Origin of the sequence: Alteromonas sp. KUL106, from assembly GCF_009811415.1 — a bacterium.
Lineage (GTDB): Bacteria > Pseudomonadota > Gammaproteobacteria > Enterobacterales > Alteromonadaceae > Alteromonas.
The window spans coordinates 103,260-123,964 of record NZ_BLIG01000025.1 but is presented as its reverse complement, the minus strand read 5'-3'; the positions used below and the strand labels follow the sequence as shown (position 1 = coordinate 123,964).

Here is a 20,705-nt window from a genome sequence, read left to right as displayed (position 1 = left end):
AAACATAACTAACTGTAAATTTTTAGGACACAGTAATGGCTTTCAAACCCGATGATTACAAGCATGTAAAATATCTTTGGAACGACGAAGAAGCGGATAAACTCTCACCAGTAGAGAATTTGGTTTATCGATCCAACAAGCTTGGAGAAGACCAAAGGATTACAAATACTGGCGGCGGCAACACATCGGCAAAGCTTTTTGAAGAAGATCCTCTTACAGGTGAGCAAGTCGAAGTATTGTGGGTTAAAGGCTCTGGCGGTGATTTAAGAACTTCGACAAAAGAAAATTTTTCTTCACTTTATGAAGACAAACTAAAAGCTTTAGATTCCGTGTACCAGCAATATCCAGACAAAGGATACAAGTCTGCAGGTGAAGATCGCATGGTTGGTATGTTTAAGCATTGCAACTTTTGCTTGAATCCAAGAGCGTCCTCGATTGATACGCCTTTGCACTCTATGATTGATGAAAAACACGTAGACCACCTTCACCCCAACGCTGTTATATCCGTTGCGTCTTGTAAAGACCAGGAAGCCCTTACGGAAGTGATTTGGGGCGGAAAAATGGCTTATGTTCCATGGATGAGACCTGGGTGGGAAGCAGCAAAAGTTTGTGAAGACAGTTACAAAGCAAACCCCGATATTTGGGGGATTTTACTTGGACAGCATGGACACACTAACTGGTCATCAGAAAGTAAAAGCTGCTATGAAACGTCACTATGGGTTATCGAAACCGCAGCGCGTTATATTGAAGAGCATGACAAAGGAGAGCAAACATTTGGTGGTCAAAAATATGCGCCGTTGTCTCCTGAGGATTCAAAGAAGCTTCTCGTTGATTTCATGCCAATTGCTCGAGGTAAACTTTCGAACAAGGTTAAGTACATCGGGACGTTGCAAAACGATGAAGCTACCCTACGTTTCGTGAATAGTGTAGATGCCCCTCGTCTTGCTGATTTAGGTACATCTTGTCCTGACCACTTCCTTCGCACAAAAATCAAACCATTGTTTGTAGACTTTAACCCTGAGACTGATGGCCTAGAAACGTTGGTTGAAAAGTTTGAAGATTCTCTTGCTAAGTATAGAGAAGATTACACAGCCTATTATGAAGCATGTAAGCGAGAAGACTCTCCAGCAATGAGGGACCCAAGTCCAACAGTAGTTCTTATACCGGGTGTTGGAATGATTGCATGGGGTAAAAATAAAAGCGAATCGAGAGTCACTGCCGAATTTTATAACTGTGCAATTGAAGTTATGAGAGGGGCTGAGGCTATATCAGAGTACACTGCATTACCAGTGCAAGAAGCCTTTGATATTGAATATTGGGCTTTAGAAGAGGCTAAGCTGCAAAGAATGCCGAAAGAAGCGCCATTAGCGAGAGACGTGGTGGTCGTTATTGGTGCTGGCGACGGTATTGGTAAAGCTACAGCACATCGCGTTGCTAAAGAAGGCGCGCATGTTGTTTGTGCTGACTTGCGTTTAGAAAATGCAAAAGCTACCGCAGAAGAGCTTGAAGCGCTTTATGGAAAAGGTATTGGAGTAGCAGGTACAGGTATTTCTTCATGCGGACCAGCCATTGCTTTAGAAGTAGACATTACCAAGCGCGATACTGTCGAAGAACTGTTTGCTAACGTTACCCTAGCCTACGGAGGTATCGATAAAGTTATCGTTACTGCTGGTGTTTTCATCGCAGAAGGTGCAGATTTAGCGAAAAATGATGAAGTATTCGAACTCAGCTTTAACGTAAACGTTAAAGGTGGTTACGTTGTCGCTTCTGAAGCACAGAAAATCTGGGAAAAGCAACAAATGAAAGGAAACATGGTGCTGACTACAAGTGTTAATGGCGCCGTATCGAAAAAAGGTTCTCTTGCTTATGATACGAGTAAGTCCGCTGCTAACCACTTAGTTCGAGAGTTAGCTGTAACGCTAGCACCGCTTGTAAACGTTAACGCGCTGGCACCTGCGACTGTTGTACAGGGTAGTAGCATGTTTCCACGTGACCGCGTTATATCTTCGCTCACTAAGTACGACATTCCGTTCCAAGAGGCAGACTCAACTGAGGAACTTCGTACTCGTTTGGCAGAATTCTACGCGCAGAGAACACTTACGAAGTCACCTATTACGCCTGAAGACCAAGCTGAGGCTGCTTACCTTCTCATATCTGGTCAGCTTAATAAAACCACAGGCCAAATTATTAGTGTAGACGGCGGTTTGCACGAAGCCTTCCTACGCTAGGAGTATATTATGTTACGTAGAATAGATTCAGCTTTAATAAGCGAAAAAAACGAAGAGTTATATAGCAACCTTAAAACTGACTATGACGCACTTGCTGAGAAGCTAGCACGTGATGGTATTGATATCGAGAAGTTCACCAAGGCCGCTGAAGACTTTCAAATCGCTGTTCCCTCATGGGGAACAGGTACGGGCGGCACAAGATTTGCTCGCTTCCCATTGCAAGGTGAGCCACGTAATATCTTTGAAAAACTGGAAGACTGCGCGGTGATCAATGAGCTCTCAGGTTGTACTGATAGCGTATCGCCTCATTTTCCTTGGGACAAAGTAGACGACTTTAGCGAATTAAAACAAGCGTCTGATGAATATGGAATAAAATGGGTTTCTGTTAACTCTAATACTTTCCAAGATCAGAAAGGCCAAACGGCATCTTATAAATACGGAAGCTTGAGCAATACACAAGAGGCATCTCGTGAGTTGGCAATCCAGCATAACCTAGAGTGCATCGAATACGGTAAAGCGCTAGGTGCGAAAAGTCTTACAGTTTGGGTAGGTGATGGTTCTAATCACCCTGGTCAACAGCATTTTCAACGTGCGTTTGAACGCTATTTGTCTAGCATGGAAAAAATCTATGCAGGACTTCCTGATGATTGGGAGATGCATATTGAACATAAAATGTTTGAACCTGCATTCTACTCTACAGTAATCCAAGATTGGGGCTCAAATATTCTAGCGGCTATGCAATTAGGTCCCAAATGTAAATCGCTTGTCGACTTAGGCCACCATGCACCGAATACAAACATTGAAATGATTGTTTCACGCTTAATTCAGTTTAAGAAACTTGGCGGTTTCCACTTCAATGATAGTAAGTATGGCGATGACGATTTAGATAGCGGTTCACTGCATCCTTATCAACAGTTCCTTATTTTTAATGAATTAGTCGATGCAGAATATCGTCAACAGGCAGAATTTAATCCGTCTTATATGTTAGACCAGTCACATAACGTTACAGATCCCATTGAGAGCTTGATAATTTCTGCGATAGAAGTGCAGCGTTCGTACGTTAAGGCCCTGCTCGTGGATAGAGACGCGCTATACGGTTATCAGGAAGACAATGATGCGATGATGGCTTCCCTAGAGCTTAAGAAGGCATTTAACGTTGATGTTACCCCTATTTTGGCTATGGCTCGTTATCGCAAGTCTGCGGCGATCAATCCTATAGGCGCCTATCGCTCTATCGATTATAGAGAAGCCATGGATAAAGAGCGTCCGCGAGATCCTAACGCTACTGGCTCAGGGATCGTGTAGATTAAATTCGGTAGCCGCTTTCTACCTGTACTCTACAAAAAGCGATTGAAGAAGAATAAAAAAGAATAAGAATAATACGAATAGCTGTAGTCAAACTGTCGGAATAAGAAAACGCGAATGTTATTGAGTAATTGTTATAACTATCATGATTTTAGAAAGTTAGCACAAAAAAGGCTGCCTGGTCCTATATTTAACTATATCGACGGGGGAGCCGACGACGAGGTAACTATGCGTCGCAACTCTGAAGCTTTTCAGAGTTGCGATCTTATTCCAAACGTTCTGACTGGCGTAAAGGACATTGATTTAAGTGTTGAGGTGATGGGGCAGAAGCTTGCGCTTCCTGTTTATTTATCTCCTACGGCACTACAACGCTTGTTTCATCACCAAGGTGAGCGCGCTACTGCAGGTGCAGCAGAAAAATTTGGAACCATGTTTGGGGTTTCTTCCCTCGGTACAGTGAGTATGGAAGAAATCGCTAAAAAATACGACACACCACAGGTTTATCAGTTCTATTTCCACAAAGATCGTGGCTTAAACAGAGCCATGATGGAAAGAGCCAAAGAATCTAATATCGAAGTTATGATGCTTACCGTCGATTCTATCACTGGTGGTAACAGAGAGCGCGATTTGCGAACAGGTTTTGCTATTCCGTTTAGACTCAACCTTAAAGGTTTATGGCAATTTGCAACACGACCAATGTGGGGGATCAACTATATTACCCACGAGAAATTTTCACTTCCCCAGTTGGATGCGCACATCGACATGGGAGGCGGTGCTAGCTCAATAGGTGACTATTTCACTAATATGTTAGACCCCTCGATGAATTGGAAAGATGTTGAAGAGATGGTTAAGTTCTGGGATGGTCAGTTTTGCTTAAAGGGCATAATGAGCGTTGAAGATGCAAAGCGCGCCGTAGATATCGGTTGCACAGGAATCGTTATTTCTAATCACGGTGGTCGTCAGTTGGATGGTTCGAGAAGTTCGTTTGATCATCTGGCTGAGACCGTTGACGCAGTCGGCGACAAAATAGATGTCATATTTGATAGTGGCGCTCAAAGAGGTACGCATGTTTTAAAAGCATTAGCGCTTGGAGCAAAAGCTGTTGGCTTAGGGCGTTATTATCTATTTGCTTTAGCCGCGGCGGGCCAAAAAGGTGTAGAGAGGGCGATGCAATTAATGGTAGCAGAAATCGAGCGCGATATGCGACTAATGGGCTGTTCAAAAATTAGCGACCTTAACCGCGACCATATTAGATTTAGATAAGTTCTAATCTCACGCACTATTTTCGTCCCCGTCTTGATAATTTATTAGTCTTCATAGTTGTAGTTTAAATTAACTGCGAACTTAACTTAACCTAATTGGATTAACTATGAAGACTATCGCTGCATTAGTTATAGCTAGCTTATCTTTTTCATCTTTAGCTAATACTTCAGAAGTACAGGATTATAGGCCTGTTTTTAAACTAAGAAACGACCTGCAGTGCTGGCCAACTGAACCCGCTCAAGGGCTTAACTCTGGTAATTGCAATAGCAAATCGTCATTTCAGGTGTCACCTCCTTCTGTTTATGTAGAAAGCTATTCCGAACTAGTAGGCGGAAATAGTCATTCACTCATTACTTACTGGGCTTACTACGGTAATCAAAATGGTTGTACTACTTTTGACAGTGGTCACTCAGATGATTGGGAGCCAGTAACGGTGCACACTGTAAATGGCTCGATAAAGCACGTCACTTACTGGCAGCACAATGGTAGATACACCAAATCTGTCTCAGAAATCGAAACTGATGGTAGTCACCCAGTGGTTTACGTAGGAAAGTACTCTCACGGTAATTATCACGACCAGCGTAGTAGGGCATCTTTCGACAGTTGGGCATTTGGGACGGGGAACTACTGCTACTATTGGAAAGATCCCAGAGGGCCGGGTCAAACATGGGCTCCGGGAGTTCAAGAACTTTCTAGTATTGGACAAAATAGTGCTTTCCCTGGTTCTACAAATCCAATTAACAGGGAGCTTAGGCCGCATGAAAGAACGGTGTGCAGAACTGATGGAGGGAGGGTTTTAGCTGGGATAATTGACGGAACAGAAAATACTTGTGACCGAAACCCTTCTTATTTAAAAGATGAAAACATGTTGCTCAAAGATATGTTTTATCTAGATATCTATTGATTTTCAGTGAGGTGAATTTTCTCACCTCACTTCATTTAGTATTTGAGGCGTACAGCTAGATTTTAAATGGGGTTCCGTGGCTTCTGAAATCATAGTGTCATACAAAAGATATATGATAATTTCATGGAATTTCAGTAAATTAACGAATAATGAAACCATCGGCAGAATTACATTGGGATGAGCTAGAAAATAAAAACGTAAAAGATTTACTCACGTCGCTTAAGGCATTCATCCGAAGCTTAACAGTCGATCAAAGCCAAGCTGACGATATCTTTCAAGAGACAGTGTTAAGGACGAAGAGGAGCAAGCAGTTATCTGAATTAGAGTCTCCACTTGCCTACATGATCACTGTGTCGAAAACAGTTTTATACGATTTTCAGAAAAAAAGTGTCCCGCAGTACGTCGATATTGAAGAAGTAAGTATTCAATCTGACGACTATTCGCCAAGTAATACTTATTTCAATCAACAGAAACTGGTGCTGGTAGACAATATACTCCTGAACATGTCACCTCTCAGAAGAGAAATTTTTCTACTTCGAAGAGTAGACGGCTTGGCGCGGGATGACATCGCTAGAAGGTTAGATGTAAGTGTTGAGGTGGTCAAAAAGCACTTAACAAGAGCGATGGTAGAAATCACGGTGAAACTTGAAGAAGCTGGATGGCTAGAGGACAACTAAAGATGAAATTCTACCTATTGGTTTTACTGTACAGGGTAAACGGCGTAATAAGATGACATCAATAGTTTTAGAGGAAGCAGCAGACTGGTTCGATCGGATTGATGAATTAAGCGAAAAAGAGCAGCGTGATTTCGCTAACTGGCTTACTGTAGAAGAAAACAAGGCTGCTTTTCGCAAGATAGCTACCGCAATGGGGCAGCCCGAGCTCGCTGCACGGTCAATCGCTCTCTCAACACAAATCACACCAAATATCACGCCACCACCACAAAATGGTCTAATTGAAAATAAGAATGCAGAGGATAAGGTGGCGCGCAGTCGCATAGCTACTTATTGGTCAATGGCTTCGGCGGCCTGTATTGCATGTGCTGTCGTGTTTTTTACTTCGGGTAATGTCAATTTAACGGCGAACTCTGAGAAGCAACTGTCTGCCCTTGCTGATTATGAAACCAGTACTTTTACCGTTATTTCTACTTCTACAACAGAAGAAAAGTCCAACGTATTAGATGATGGCTCAATTGTTTATCAAGGTGGTGATAGTCAAATAAGCGTAGCGTTTAGTGCTGAAAAGAGAGAGGTTAAACTCACCAAAGGCCAGGCATATTTTGACGTGACGCATGCGCCACAAAGACCGTTTATTGTCGATTTAGATGCAGCAACAATCACAGTTGTAGGGACCGCTTTCGACATTGATAGGCTAGAAGGTCAGACTATAGTAAAAGTTTACGACGGTACGGTAAGAGTTAGCGCCGACCGCGAAATTCTCTTAAATAGAGGTCAAGAAATTAAGCTCGAAAACGGGGTTATTACATCAAACTCGGCATTTACGCCACAGCAGCTCCCAAGTTGGAGGATGGGGTGGTTAAGTATTGAAGACACACCTATAAACGAGGTGATAGCAAGATTGAACCGTTATTCATCACGACACGTCAACTACATTGGCGACCCAGATGTAATAATCTCAGGGCGGTTTAGTTTACGTGATATTAGTGAGTCTCTAAACTTATTATCTTCAATGCAAGAATTCTCGGTCGAACGAACGAGTTCGGATTACATAGTGAGACAAATAAAGTAGCCACTCACCATGCTTAAACACGTCTCGTGTAGATGTAGAGTAGTATTTGTTTTGTCACTATTGGTCAGTGACATGAGCTCTTTCACTTATGCATCTGCCGTTGACCGTGAGAGACTAGAAAATATAACGCTGACTTCAACATCACTGAGTCAAAGCTTAGCGCTAATTGCAGAAAAGTTCGGTGTTGGTTATATCGCATCGCCCTCCCTGCTTAAAGAAGTAATGTCGCCTGCTATTTCTGGCAGATATACGCTTGAAACCGCGATACAAAAAGTGCTAGATGGAACAGGATTAACTTATAGCATTACGAGTAGTGGGGTAGTCATCCGAAAGCCTGAAAGTCTAATCGACGAAATCGTTATAGAAGAAATAAACGTTAACGGAATTCGGGGCTCTCTAAACTTGTCTAGACAAGAAAAGCGCAACGAGAAACAGGTCACAGATGTTATCGTCGCCCAAGACATTTCAAGATACCCAGATAGAAATCTTGCAGAATCGATGCAACGAATTCCAGGAATCAGCATAACGAGGGAAGCAGGTGAGGGGCGGCAGGTGGTGCTTCGAGGTCTAGACCCCGACTTAACCTTGGTAACGATCAATGGAATGCCTGTACTTTCAAACAATGACTCTCCTATGGATAGCAGGACACAGAGAGATAGAGATCGTTCCTTTGACCTCAACTTGTTTACTTCAGAACTTTTTAATCAGATTAAAGTTTTTAAAAGCTACTCTGTAGGGCAACCAAGCGGCGGCGTAGCTGGTATTGCTGCACTAACCACAGCAAAACCTTTCGATTCACCAGGACTACATTGGAACGTTTCTCATCAAATCGATACGAACCAATATGCTGAAGGTCTTTCAAACCGTTCTTCATTTACTCTGTCTTCAACCAACCAGCATTGGGGCATGTTGATTTCTGCAGCCTACGGACAAAGGTCGTATCAAGAGCAAGGCGCAAATACCTTTAGGTGGAGGCGACTTGCTCCCGAAGGAGCGGATGTCTCTGCTTTGGAGCCTGAATTGGTTGACGCTTGGCAGGATCAAGAAATTAGGGTTCCAAGGGGAAATCGTTATTCCGTGTGGCGAGGAGACATGGACCGCATAGGTATCGGGGCGACTATAGAGTATCAAACTGAGCCAAGTCACTTCACAATCGACTGGATCTACGGCCGACTCGATAGCCAACGACAAGAGAATCATCTCTACCCACGGGGTTTTCAGTCTACGCCAATAATCGAGGGCAAAACTTTTTTAACTGATGCAGAGGTTAACTCAAAGAACGAACTCGTTTATGCGGATTACCGAAATGCTCGTGTTGGAACAGAAAGCCGTCATCAGGAGGTATCAACACAGTTTCAACAAACCGTGCTGAACTTTGAGCATAGACTGTCGAGCAGTCTTGTATTTGATGGCGTGCTAGGTATGCAAAGTGCTATTTATAGAATGCCTCAGAGTATTCGAGCTTACATGAGAGGAGAAAGTGATGTTTCCATCGACTACAGAGACGATTATTACTTCCCTAACATAAAATATAGCGCTGAGTTGACCCATCCCGATATATGGCAAATGAACGAACTCGACTCTGAGCAGTTTATCTCCACGTCTGATTTTACTTACGCGAAAGGTCAAGTACAGGTAAGTACAAGCCACCGAAGCAGCTGGGAGCTGGGTTTGGAATTCGTGCAGTTTGAAAATACGGCCAAATATACGGATATTCAAAACATCCTAAAAGAACGCTGGTCATCTACACGAGAGTCAGTACCTCAAAGCACAGCTTATGTTTTTGATAGTCATCAGCATTTAAATTGGTTAGCCCTTAGACCAGAAGAGGTATTCTCTTTTTACAACAAACCTTCTTCGGTGGATTCACTGTTACTCTCTTATGCTCCCGATAGAGTAATTGACAACCTGATAAAAGAAAAAAGAACGTCTTTCTTTACTCAATACTCTGTCGAAGGTCTTGATTGGACATTCGATGCGGGACTACGAGCAGAGCGTGATGCGTCTTCTATTTCGGTGTTTCAGCCTAGTCTTAGAAATCGCTATGACTTAAGCAATATTGCGTTTCTCCCCTCAATACAATTTAACTACAGAAAAGGTGAGCAAGTAGTTAAAGTTGGACTGAACAGAACGATAGGCCACCAAGAATTGGATACTTTGACAAAAAATATTCAGCTTATCGAAGACGAAAATGTATTCATTCTTCCCAATGATAGGCTTAAGCCTATTAGTGCTTACAATCTCGAGCTAAGCTTCGAAGCCTATCCGGGACAAACCGATAGATACTCAGCTAATATATTTGGTAAATGGATAAAAAACAGTTTAGCTTCCAGTAGTCAACGCTTGCTTTTAACTGATGTAGCTAGCGATTATCCTGAACTATTCTCTAGTGATTTTGACAGTGCCTACATAGATGTTGTAACGCCAACGAACCAAAGCACTTATTTTTTATATGGCGTAGAAGGGAGTGTACAATTAGAGTGGCCATTGGGCGACTATATGTCGCGCCTTAACGTATTTCACTTTGGGATAGTGGCAAATGCTAGTTTTACATTTGGAAATGTTCAGTATTACAACACTAATACTGGCGACCGCCTAGATAAAAAGACTGCGCCTTATCTTTCTCCGCTATTGGCCAATCTTACCGCCTATCTTGAGGGATACGCATTGAGCCTGAGGTTCTCAGCCACCTTTCGCGATGAGTATATTGCAAGGGTAGATGGAGGAACCTTAGTTGATGAAAATGAGACAGGATTTCTAGCAACGCTATATATGGATGCGGTAGTAGCTTATCAAATATCGGACAGTGTAGAGCTAAGGATTGAAGCAACTAATCTCACTGATGAACGAGAAATTCAGTACTCCGATTCTTCTTATCGTCCATACAATACTACGGTAAGTGGTCGCAACTACTCTCTTGCCATTTCTTATCGCTTTTAAAAGCTCGAAGGGCTCATTGTTATGGGCCCTTCGAGCACATCTATTTACATTGAATAAGTAAAACCTAAGTAAAAGGTTCTTCCACTTACCGTTGTGTTGTACAAACGGTCATCCGAATCGCTGTATTGCTCTTCGCGCTCATCAGAAAGGTTGATTCCTTCGAGTGTCACCTTGAGGTTATCATTTACATTGTAAAATGCTGAGAAGTCCCAGTAAGTGGTGCCGTGAAAGCCCGCCTCATCTTGGTCACTGCTCGACGTTTCAACCTGCGTTAGGTAATCATCACGATAGGCTGCAGAAACGCGCATTCCCCAATTATCAGTCTCGTAATACACCGTTGCATTGTAGATATTCTCAGACAAACCATAAAAGGGGCGGTAAACCTCCACGCTTTCACCATCGACTAAAATATTGTGTAAAGACTCGCCATCAGAATAGGTATAGTTAACAATAGCGCCAAGATTATCGAACGGTGCTGGCAGAAAATCGAAATCACGCTGGAACGCTATTTCCCAGCCTGAAAAGTCGCTTTCTGCTAGATTCTGAGGCTGTGAGAAGGTGTACAGTGTATCTGGCGTTTGCGCATTTCCATTTTCGTCTACCATGCCTTCAATTAACGAAAGCGGATATCCTGTATCACCATAGGCTATTGGAGATACATTAGTAGCGATAAAATTATCAATCTCTTTTTGGAAGTAAGTGATAGAGGCATAACCGACTTCATCAAAGTAGTACTCAACACTTGCTTCCATATTAATCGTTTCAAAGGGCTGAAGACCAGGATTACCCGCATTGATACTTAAACCACTTGAACCAAATAATGGGTCAGTATTTACCGTACCTGATACAGATAAGCTTCCCAGTGTAGGTCGCGTCACGTTTTTCCCAGCGCTCGCTCTTAACACAAGGCTCTCAGTGGCATACCATGCAACATTTAGCGTGGGCAACAGTCCATCATAGTCCCTCTCTACAGTTACGTATTCGCTACCATTTACTATGCCACTCGATTGAATGTCGGTATCAAAATAGCGTAAACCAATACTAGTTCTTAGCTCAGAATCAGGCAATAGAAAGTCATATTCATATGTTGCGTATAGCGCCATGGTCTCCTCTACCACTTCATTAGGCGCATCGCTATACATGATGTCGCGCTCAACATCGAACGCATTGAGTACAGCCCCAACGTCAGTACTTAGCCAATCTTGTTTCTTGTGAATTGAGTTTACATAAATAAATTCAGGATTAATCACATCGCTTACTTCGCCACTTTGCCATTCACTCCTTAATGCATTGCCGACTTGTTCTCTGTTGTTGCTGTGTTCGAACTTTTTAAATGAGCCACCAAGTTTCAAAGAAGCGTTATCAGACAGCAAGTAATCCGCATCAAGCTTAGCGATATCAAAGCTATTTTCTACTTCGTCCTCTTGAAGGTCTATCTCGTGATAACGGAACTCATTGATATCTGTTGGATCAAATCCGTTGATGTAAGAATTGGTACCGTAAAAGCGGTCTTCTCTGAAATCTATGGTCATATCCGCGAAAGATTCTAAGTAGACTTTTGCACTATTACTTTCGTATTCACTTTGCATATGGCCGAGTAGGCCTGAAATTGTGAGTGCATCGGTCACACGCCACTGAGTGCTCAACACCAACTGTGAAATGTCTGTCTTTGCTTGTTGATCGCGACTTTCTGAGTGTAGCGCGGTATTTTCCCACGACGAATATATAACTTCGTTGTTTTGGTTATATTCTATGTCAGTTAACCTAGAACAAAAATTACGCGCACCGTCATAATCTGCACCCGTGCAGCCAAGTGCGGTAGAACTAGAACCTCTGCTTTGTAAGTGAAACTCTCCGCGATCGTTATCTAGTGTGCCGTATAGTGCATCAAGACCAAGTGAAAATGCATCAGACGGTCTGTATTGGAGCGCTAATGTAGCGCCAACCCTAGTTTGTTCACTATTAAATTGGGAGTATCTACTGCCTCGTGAGAAACGCAGATTGCCGCTATTTACAGCATCTTGATCTGCTTGTGATAGTAAAGATATGTCTGAGCCTTGGGCGTTGCGAGGTCGCCAACGATAGGTGTTATAACCTTGTTCAGCCGTATCACGCTTGCTAAGTGCTAGTGAGACAAGAGCGCCAAAATCACCCCATGTGTTTGAAACTAAGGCTGCGACTCTCGGGGCTACGTCGTCGGTTAACGAATTATCGCCTGCTTGCGCACTAATTACACTTTTGAAGCCATCATAATCAAATGGCTTTGCGGTATAGAGCTTGACGGTGCCGCCTATGCCGCCTTCATCCATTTCTGCAGAATAACTCTTCTGAACGTCAATTTGGTTAAATAGCTCGGACGCAAAAATGTTAAAGTCGAAAGAGCGAGATAGGTTAGTTGTACCTCTACTATCCATTGCAGATGAGGATGTTCCCAGTGCTTCCATGCCGTTTAATTGCACTTGAGTAAAATCTGCGTTTAGGCCCCGTAGAGATATTTGTCTACCTTCGCCCGCTTCACGGGTTATGGTTACGCCTGGTATTCTCTGAATAGATTCCGCTAAATTGAGGCTCGGGAAGTCAGCAATATCTTCAGCGAGGATTGAGTCTTGCGAGCCTAGCGCATCTTTTTTTAAATCTTTAGCTTTTATCAGCGAGCCACGAAAACCACTCACTACAATTTGTTCTATCATTTCATCTTCAGTCTGCTGTGCTTGAGCAGTAAATTGCGTCATGTAGGTGGCTGATAGGACAGCTGTAGCTAAGAGTGTTTTTTTGAAGTTAGTATGCATGGGTTTACCTTTTATTGATTAAATTCTGATGTGTAACAGCGTTAAATCTTTTCAAGCAATCATTCTCGAAAGACACTGAATAACTGCGATTAGTGGATTGAGGAGACTGATTATAGAAATCGCTTGAGATGAACTGAGCCCCACTGGCAAAAGCCGCATCTTTTTGCTCTCGCAAACTTTCTGTCGTAGCCGATAAATCAGCATCTGCGCGTGTTCTCACTAGAAAGCCATCTTTGACTAGCGCTTGAATTTCTTGTTGATTTTTAACTGGATCATTTCGAATGAATATTGCAGCAGCGTCGGAATTTCTGGGTACAGAGAGAAACATGCTTTTCTTTTGAAGGGTTGAACCCTGTTGAAGATATATCTGTTTTTGCTCTTCATTAGCATCGAATAAAAATAAGAACTTACCTCGAAGTGCCTCAACACTTGGCCAGCCAGTCTCAGCTATTGCTGCCCTTAATGTGTGGTAACTACCCCGAACGCGATCTGGCGTAATTAACTTACTCCCAAATAAACGCGCAATTTCGTTGTCTAATCGTTTGTAGTCTGAAAAGGAAAAAGCGACGGGAGCCGCCTTATTTACAAACGTTGGCTGAGATTCTTTCGCATTCAAAAGAACGGTAATGGGGAAATGGTTAGGGTTCGCTTCTGACCATTCTAGAAGTTGCCTTGCACAAAGCTGCAGGGTCGAACAGTGCGTCATTACATCGACGTGTGGAATATGTAGAACCTTAAACCCAGGTTCTGCCAACACTTGACGTTCGCTCTTTGTAAACCAGTTGCTATTGGAAAGCGTTTCTATTTCTGGTGTGTCATATTGATGTCCATTCGGATCGTTAACCACATCAATTTCAATTTGGCGAATTCCTAAATTCAACTGTTCTTGAAGCGAGGGATGACTATAAGAAATCTTCTTTAAAAGTTCAGGTGACGTACCTGCTAAGAATTGCTCTGCCTCTGGTGGTAGCGCCTTTTTGTAGCTATTGTGAGAACCAATAATTTGATACTGGTTCAGTGATTTCGCGCAAGATATAGCGCTAAAAACCAGAGTTAAAGAAAGTAAGAAATAACGCATAGGTACACATTCAAAGACTATTTTTAAGGGTAGAGCGGTGTTGTTTGCAAAAGGGGACAGGAAATTTTTGCGAAGCGCTAAACTTCACAAAAGTGTCATACTCCAAAACGTTTTAAATTAGTTTTTGTGAACCACTGTCCCCACTGAGTGCGAAGCGCTGTTATTACTATTAGTGACTTGCTGAAAAGGACTGCGTTGTGGGTAAAAATGAAAAGAGAGCGAAAGAAATAAGAGTATGTGACGCTAGCATATTGAATGTAATGTCTGGCGCGTTGCTAGTTATTTGTTACTCCTTTTCACTTATTTCTACTAGTACCGTTGCCCAAAACGAAATTCCGCAGTTAAAAATCGCCTTCATAGCAGATATCCATCTTCACGCACCTGAAGCAGCTGCAGCAAGGCTTCCCAAAAATGCCTTGCCAAAAGACCCTGTAAGCCACGCTCCAATATTACTGAGAAGTATGCGGGCTCAATTGGGTTCTACTCGACTGTTTAATGAAAATATTATGGTGTTTAAAGAAGCGCTTGATGATGTAGTAGAAAGAAATATCAAGTTAGTAGCGTTACCGGGTGATTTTACAGACGACGGTCAGCCAGTAAACATCCATGCATTAAAGGAAATACTAGACGAATACCGACATAAGTACGGACTGCGGTTTTTCGCTATCAACGGAAACCACGACCCAGTCAGGCCTTTCACGCAACCAGGTGGTAAACGCGACTTTATAAACCGTGAAGGTGCAGAAATCAGTGTTATGAGCCCATCACATCAAGAGTGTATGTCTGGGAGAAGTGATTTTTGCTCAGATCTACTGAAAGAGTGGGGGTATAAAGAGATTGCACAATCACTATCTGAACATGGTTTTTTACCTTCGCCTGCAGACAAGTTGTTCGAAACGCCATTTAATACAGTGGATTTAGATGAGCGCCACTGGCGATGGTGTGACACGGAAGAATTTTGTGTGGACATGCCTGATATGAGCTATTTGGTAGAGCCAGTGCAAGGCCTTTGGCTCTTGGCGATAGATGCCAATGTTTACAGGCCGAAAGGTAGCCTGAAGGACAAGCAGTTTTATGGGTCGAGCAATGCTGGCTACAATGCGCTAGTAAAGTACAAGCCAAAACTGTTAGATTGGATTAAAGATGTTGTTGTGCGCGCTAAAAAGCAGAACAAAAAATTAGTCAGTTTTAGCCATTTTCCTATGGCTGAATTCTCAGACCAACACACACAAAGTATAGCTGAACTACTTGGCGAAAATTCACTGCAAATGTCACGTCAACCAAGTGAAAATACTACAGCTGTGCTAGCGGCAACAGGTTTGAAACTGCATCTTGGTGGTCACATGCACCTTTTTGATGTGAGCCAATCTTCAAAGCACGGTTTAACCAATGTTCAGGTGCCATCTTTGGCTGCTTACCAGCCTGGCTATTCAATTGTGACGATCAATACAGAGGGGCATTCACTAATAGAGACAGTGATCGTTCGTGAGGTTAAGAATTTTTCAAAATGGTTTTCGATTTACGAAAAGGAGTGGGACTTTCTTCATAGAAGTCAGCAAGCCACTTGGGACAACAGTATTTTGTCGTCAAAAAATTATTTGGATTTCACCGACCAGCATTTACAGCAAGTGGTCAACGGTCGATATTTAGATGAGTGGCCTTCAGACATAGTAGAGCAACTCTCGTCGAATACGGTAAAAGAGATCGTTGACCTCTGCCATTGCGCTCCAAGTTTCAAGAGTATGGAAAATAGTAGTGAGCTTAATGCAACGAACCTCGTTATAGATTTCTACAGAGCAAGAAATGCGGGAAGTTTTGCCCGTTTAGCTTTACCCCTTAACTTCTATGGCCAACTTTCGCTTTGCTTAAAAGACCGAGCTTTTAACGGAACCTTACAAAACTCAGACGGCAGCAACGATCTCAAAAAAGCACTAGTCTTAATTAGTAACACTATATTGGCATCGCGTCAGGACAAGGCTTCCGTAAGTATTGTGTTATGATTAAATAGTCAAACAAAATTGAATGCTGAATGTAAGTTGTCAAATACGAACGACTCAATATAGCTGCAAAGATTTGTTTGGAGGAAAGCTACGGTATTGGTGTTTGCAGAATTGAACTTAGCTTGCAAATAATGGGCTTTTCAAGGGGGATCGACTTAAACCGAGGCTATGTCTTATGTAGGTGTCTCCATAGTCAAAGGCAATCGCTAAATATCTAATAAGTAGTTATATTTTTCAATTGAGGCTCGTAAAGCGTTTTCAAACTTCTCAGATGCGAGAGCATGTTTTTTATGTAAGTAGGGATAAAAAGCTATTGTGAAAGGCTCCGCAACTCTCTTCAAAACTTCCTGATTCGCAACGCTATTATGTTGTTTAACAAAATGCTCACCCGAAACAATCATGTCGACTCTCTCTTTCAACAAAAGTTCTAATGCGTCGAATTTAGACCAGGTCGTTAATACATTCTTTATATCTAATTGTTTTACGTAGTATTCGCTAGCCAAGGAGCCGCGTTGATGAGCAGTTATTAAATTATGGTTTAGATGACCCAATTGTTCGATTTTATGAACATTTTTTGCGAGACTCCAAAGAGCGATATCTGAGGTTAAAACCGGTACATGGATCTTTGTTAGGTCTGACGAGATGTTCATTTCACTCAAACTGCTTATTTTACCGCATAAACCATCAACCCGTCCCTTGGCAGCCTCCTGCATTGCCCTGGCTAAGCCTAGATTAACAATCTCGAAATCCATACCTAACTCCGCGAAGGCGTTCGAATAAACTTGTCGAAAATAATTTTCAATGTGCTTTGGTATATCAGAACATGCAAATTTGATCGTCGGCACGGAGGATTGGGCTAAGCTAGATGTGCTTACGAAAATAAGCACCAAAATGGACAGGGTACGTAGGTTGAGAACCGTAATCATTAATCTAACACTAAAGACAAATAAAAGTATCCAAATATAGCTACAAGCGCAAACAAAGTGCAATAATTCTTTAATTGAATAATGCGGTCACCTTGCATGGCCTTTACATATTTATACACTGTAATGTGAATGTCTCGTCAATCCCAACTATCCATCATCAACCTAATTGGGTTTCTATATTTTGCTGGTTACAGAAAGTGTAGTAATGAGCAATTAAAGGTTTTTGCTCCATTTGTCTAAATTTGAAAATGCATTGTTGGTTTTATTGATGTTTTCAGTATCTCGACCTTCATAGCTGCGATGTACAATACCCCATGTAGCAGTGGCGCTTTCTCTCGAACTATTGGTAACGCCTCTTATTTTATTATTTTTTATAGTGTTTGTTCCTTGAACGCCATTTAGCGAAATGCCTTCAAAAGCGTCACCATAAGCATTGAAATTAGCCTTACTAGTTGAAGTTTGGCCTGCAACAACATCGCCAAGTTTATGTATTTCGTTGTCCTCGACCGTCACATTGTTAGTTGTTTCAAGGCTGATTGCGCGCATGGCGTTATCGATAGTGTTATTTAGAATCTTCACGTTTGTAGCTTGCCAGCCTGGATAAACGCTTTTTGTGCTAAGACCAACAACGACATCTTTCAGTACGTTGTTGCGCATAACTATATTGTCAGCGCCCCTTTTTGAGGTAAAGCCATCAAACGCGCGCTCTACATAATTGTTATGAATAGTGAAGTGATCGCCAAACTGTCCGTTGTTCCCGCCGGCAGATAGGTAAACCGCAGCATCGCGAACGCCATAAAAATTGTTATACCTTATGGTCGCTTTAAGTGCGCCTGTCATTAAAATGCCACTGTCACCGCCAGCTTCGTAGAACGGCTCGCTACCATTACGTGTTCCATAAAAGTTAACATACTCGATAATGAGGTCATTTAACTTATGATAGTTGGTTGTATTTACAACACCACGGATAGAAAGCGCATCGGCAGTTTTGTCTTCACCCTCACGTCCATAGGGGGTTAAGCGTGTGATAGGAACAACCGTAGATACCTTTGCGCGAGACATATCAAAGTCCCCACCTTTCCATTTAAAGTTTGCGAGCTGTCCTTTATTTCCACAAACGTTATCATCATTTTTAGTGTCGAAGCTAAACAAGTCGCCATCCAAATCAGCTTTTGCAATAAAACGAGCACCTGTAGCATCTACTAATAGGTCTTTTCGCAATGTTACATCAATACCTTTTAGTACCGTTTTTGCATCTGTTGTGTCTTTATCAGTACCGATATAGTAGGTTCCGGTTAGTCTAAGAGGAATTCCAGTGTTTGTAGCTTGTTGCAATGCATCTTGAAGTTTGGACGCTTTTCCTTTCGGATTAACTGGGTTGCTGCTGCAATCTGCGGCGAGCCCCTGACCTGCAAACAGCATAGCGCCGCACGCAGTTAATAGTCGTAACGAGATTTTTATGTTTGCTTTCACATCGAGCTCCTGGTTTTTACACCAAAATAGACAAACACTATTGAGCCTCTAAGAGATCAAACATAGCGCTTCCGGCAAGCAAAAATGCGCCGACGCCAAATAGCTGGGAGTCATCTTTTGTTACTACATCAGGCTTTTCATTTACTCCCTGTACCCATCCGAATTTACCATCAGGATGTACGGCTGACGAAAGCACTTGCCATCCTTTTATTGCGCTAGGTAGATATGTATTTTTGTCTAGTAGCTCGTTATTAATGCCCCATGTAATGCCGTATGTGAAAAAGGCAGTGCCACTGGTTTCTGGCTCGACATATTTCTCTCCTGCTAGCAGTGACATAGGCCAAGCGCCATCCTCCTTTTGCAGTTTAACGATTGCTAATGTGAGCTCATGGTAGAGTGACTCATAATAAGAACGATATTGATGGTCTCGGGGTAGGTTTTCTAATACATGTACTACGCCTGCGTATACCCATCCCATACCTCTAGACCAGAAAACTTGTTCACTAAACTTACCTTTTTTATCGAAGTAACGAGAATCCCGAAAAAGTAATTTTGATTTCGGGTCCTGTAGATAGTCGATGGTTGCTTGGAACTCTTTGTGAGCATAATCAGCATATTTGGAGTCGCCTGTAATAGCAGAAAGTTCGAACAGTACAGGCGGTCCCATAAATAATGCGTCAGCCCAGCACCATCTCCATTGGCAGTTGTGTATGTTATCTTCATTTCTGCCAGCGACGAATTCGAGGCTATTATCTGGAGCTTGCTCAATCAGCCAATCAAACGTTTCCTTTACTGGCGCAAGCGCTTCTTCATTTTTATGTCTCCGGTAATACCAAAGGTTGGTTTGCCCAATAACATGGTCATCGGCGAAATATTTAACTTTACCCATTTTCCAGTTGTGAGCATTACCGACATACCCAATCCACGTTTCGTAAAAAGGATTATCTGACCGTTCAGCAAGTTTGGTAAGACCTTTATAGAAGGCGCCTTGGATCCACCTTCCATATGCTTCAGAACCAGCTCTAGCACGACCGACATGATTCATGTATTGAGTGCGCGCAACTTGCCAATTTGCGACTTTTTCCATTTGTGCCATCACATGTTCTTGTGTTGGCAACTGAGGAGCATTGTTGCTCGATGCAACGGCAAACATTGGAAGGAATGAAATTGTGAGAATAGCTATTTTTCTTCGAGGCTTTCTTAGCACGTTAAGTAGGGATTTCATTGATCTTCCTTTTCAGATTGAACATAGCTTAAGGGCATAATTTCGATGCTTTTGAATTGTACGGTACTGTTTTCTGCTTGAATGGCTATGAAGCCGCTTTGCATGGTAGCGCTACCATATAGCGATGAAAGGTTTTGATGTTTTTCGTCCAAAGTGGGATTACTGTACGTAAGAACTTCTTTTCCATTAACTGTATGGGTTATCTGCTCACTACCTCGAACTGTAATCTCAACATCTACCCATTGTTCGCCTGGAAGTGTCGCTGAATCAGATAAAACGCAATGTTTGGTAATTTTTTCACTACCGATATTAATATGACTGCCAGGCGTGCACACGTTACCTGTGGGTCGACTATCGGTGTCCTGATTAGCTCCTAATAGCTGAACTTCCAAACTTACGGGGAAACGTTGTTCTTTACTCATGGATGAGGGAGGCTGAGCGTGGATCATGAAGCCGTTATTTTTCCATGCGTTTTTATAGCCTGGTAGCTGCTGCTCGAGAAATCGGTACGTTGCCCGCAACTTATAATGCGAATAGGGCGTTTGATAAAATAAGTGTCCGAATTCGAAGTTGAACTCATCATATTGGTCGTAGTTCGTTGTGAGATAACCATCTTGGACGCGAAATGTGTTTTTGTAATTGACGCCTAACTCATAGCCAGCAAACTTGGGTGTCCAACCCTCTAAATTTTTCCCGTTAAAAATTGGGAACCACTGAGCTTTCGGTTGAGGGGAAAGAACACTCGCGCAAAGTTCAGCTGAAGCAAGCAAGCCGATTAGAATTACGCACGTTTTTCCATGTAAGCTATATAACCTCTTCATTGTG

14 protein-coding genes are annotated in these 20,705 nt (G+C 42.4%); 8 read left to right on the top strand and 6 right to left on the bottom strand.

Features of this window, described 5'->3' with window-relative positions; all coding sequences use genetic code 11:
- Positions 1-35: 35 nt before the first annotated feature.
- The 7 genes from GVO63_RS09540 to GVO63_RS09510 all read left to right on the top strand — a co-directional run bounded on the left by GVO63_RS09540 (position 36) and on the right by GVO63_RS09510 (position 10,389).
- Complete coding sequence (locus GVO63_RS09540) at positions 36-2,228, top strand: bifunctional rhamnulose-1-phosphate aldolase/short-chain dehydrogenase (RefSeq protein WP_159579409.1); 2,193 nt, start codon at positions 36-38, stop codon at positions 2,226-2,228.
- Positions 2,229-2,237: 9 nt separating this feature from the next.
- Complete coding sequence (rhaI, locus tag GVO63_RS09535; RefSeq protein WP_159579407.1) at positions 2,238-3,533, top strand: L-rhamnose catabolism isomerase; 1,296 nt, start codon at positions 2,238-2,240, stop codon at positions 3,531-3,533.
- Between the two features lie 117 nt (positions 3,534-3,650).
- The gene (locus GVO63_RS09530) at positions 3,651-4,796 is read left to right on the top strand and encodes an alpha-hydroxy acid oxidase (protein WP_159579405.1); all 1,146 of its coding nucleotides are present in this window, start codon (positions 3,651-3,653) and stop codon (positions 4,794-4,796) included.
- 106 nt (positions 4,797-4,902) lie between these two features.
- A complete protein-coding gene (locus tag GVO63_RS09525; protein ID WP_159579403.1) occupies positions 4,903-5,700 on the top strand; it encodes a hypothetical protein in 798 nt (265 codons plus the stop codon).
- 149 nt (positions 5,701-5,849) lie between these two features.
- Positions 5,850-6,377 (top strand): RNA polymerase sigma factor, encoded by a 528-nt coding sequence (locus GVO63_RS09520; RefSeq protein WP_159579401.1) that lies wholly within the window; start codon positions 5,850-5,852, stop codon positions 6,375-6,377.
- 52 nt (positions 6,378-6,429) lie between these two features.
- The gene (locus GVO63_RS09515; RefSeq protein ID WP_159579399.1) at positions 6,430-7,449 is read left to right on the top strand and encodes a FecR domain-containing protein; all 1,020 of its coding nucleotides are present in this window, start codon (positions 6,430-6,432) and stop codon (positions 7,447-7,449) included.
- A 72-nt stretch (positions 7,450-7,521) separates the two neighbouring features.
- A complete protein-coding gene (locus GVO63_RS09510) occupies positions 7,522-10,389 on the top strand; it encodes a TonB-dependent receptor (protein WP_159579397.1) in 2,868 nt (955 codons plus the stop codon).
- A 44-nt stretch (positions 10,390-10,433) separates the two neighbouring features.
- Here GVO63_RS09510 and GVO63_RS09505 read toward each other — a convergent pair whose 3' ends face one another.
- Entirely contained in the window at positions 10,434-13,178 is a 2,745-nt protein-coding gene (locus tag GVO63_RS09505) for a TonB-dependent receptor (protein ID WP_159579395.1), read from the bottom strand.
- A gap of 4 nt (positions 13,179-13,182) precedes the next feature.
- Complete coding sequence (locus GVO63_RS09500; protein ID WP_159579393.1) at positions 13,183-14,256, bottom strand: Ca2+-dependent phosphoinositide-specific phospholipase C; 1,074 nt, start codon at positions 14,254-14,256, stop codon at positions 13,183-13,185.
- A gap of 197 nt (positions 14,257-14,453) precedes the next feature.
- Between GVO63_RS09500 and GVO63_RS09495 the strand changes: the two genes are divergently transcribed.
- Positions 14,454-16,256 carry a metallophosphoesterase gene (locus tag GVO63_RS09495; RefSeq protein ID WP_159493042.1) on the top strand — a complete coding sequence of 601 codons (1,803 nt, stop codon included), beginning with the start codon at positions 14,454-14,456 and terminating at the stop codon, positions 16,254-16,256.
- Positions 16,257-16,462: 206 nt separating this feature from the next.
- Here the strand turns inward: GVO63_RS09495 and GVO63_RS09490 are convergent, their stop codons facing one another.
- From GVO63_RS09490 to GVO63_RS09475, 4 genes are all read right to left on the bottom strand, one after another.
- Positions 16,463-17,182: a transporter substrate-binding domain-containing protein gene (locus GVO63_RS09490; RefSeq protein ID WP_369008762.1), complete on the bottom strand. Its 720-nt coding sequence runs from the start codon at positions 17,180-17,182 to the stop codon at positions 16,463-16,465.
- Between the two features lie 213 nt (positions 17,183-17,395).
- Positions 17,396-18,655, bottom strand: coding sequence for a right-handed parallel beta-helix repeat-containing protein (locus GVO63_RS09485; protein ID WP_159579391.1), 1,260 nt, complete (start codon positions 18,653-18,655; stop codon positions 17,396-17,398).
- Between the two features lie 37 nt (positions 18,656-18,692).
- A complete protein-coding gene (locus GVO63_RS09480) occupies positions 18,693-19,880 on the bottom strand; it encodes a glycoside hydrolase family 105 protein (protein WP_159579389.1) in 1,188 nt (395 codons plus the stop codon).
- Positions 19,877-20,701 (bottom strand): DUF1080 domain-containing protein, encoded by an 825-nt coding sequence (locus GVO63_RS09475; RefSeq protein WP_159579387.1) that lies wholly within the window; start codon positions 20,699-20,701, stop codon positions 19,877-19,879. The genes GVO63_RS09480 and GVO63_RS09475 overlap by 4 nt, the downstream gene beginning before the upstream one ends.
- Positions 20,702-20,705 lie beyond the last annotated feature (4 nt).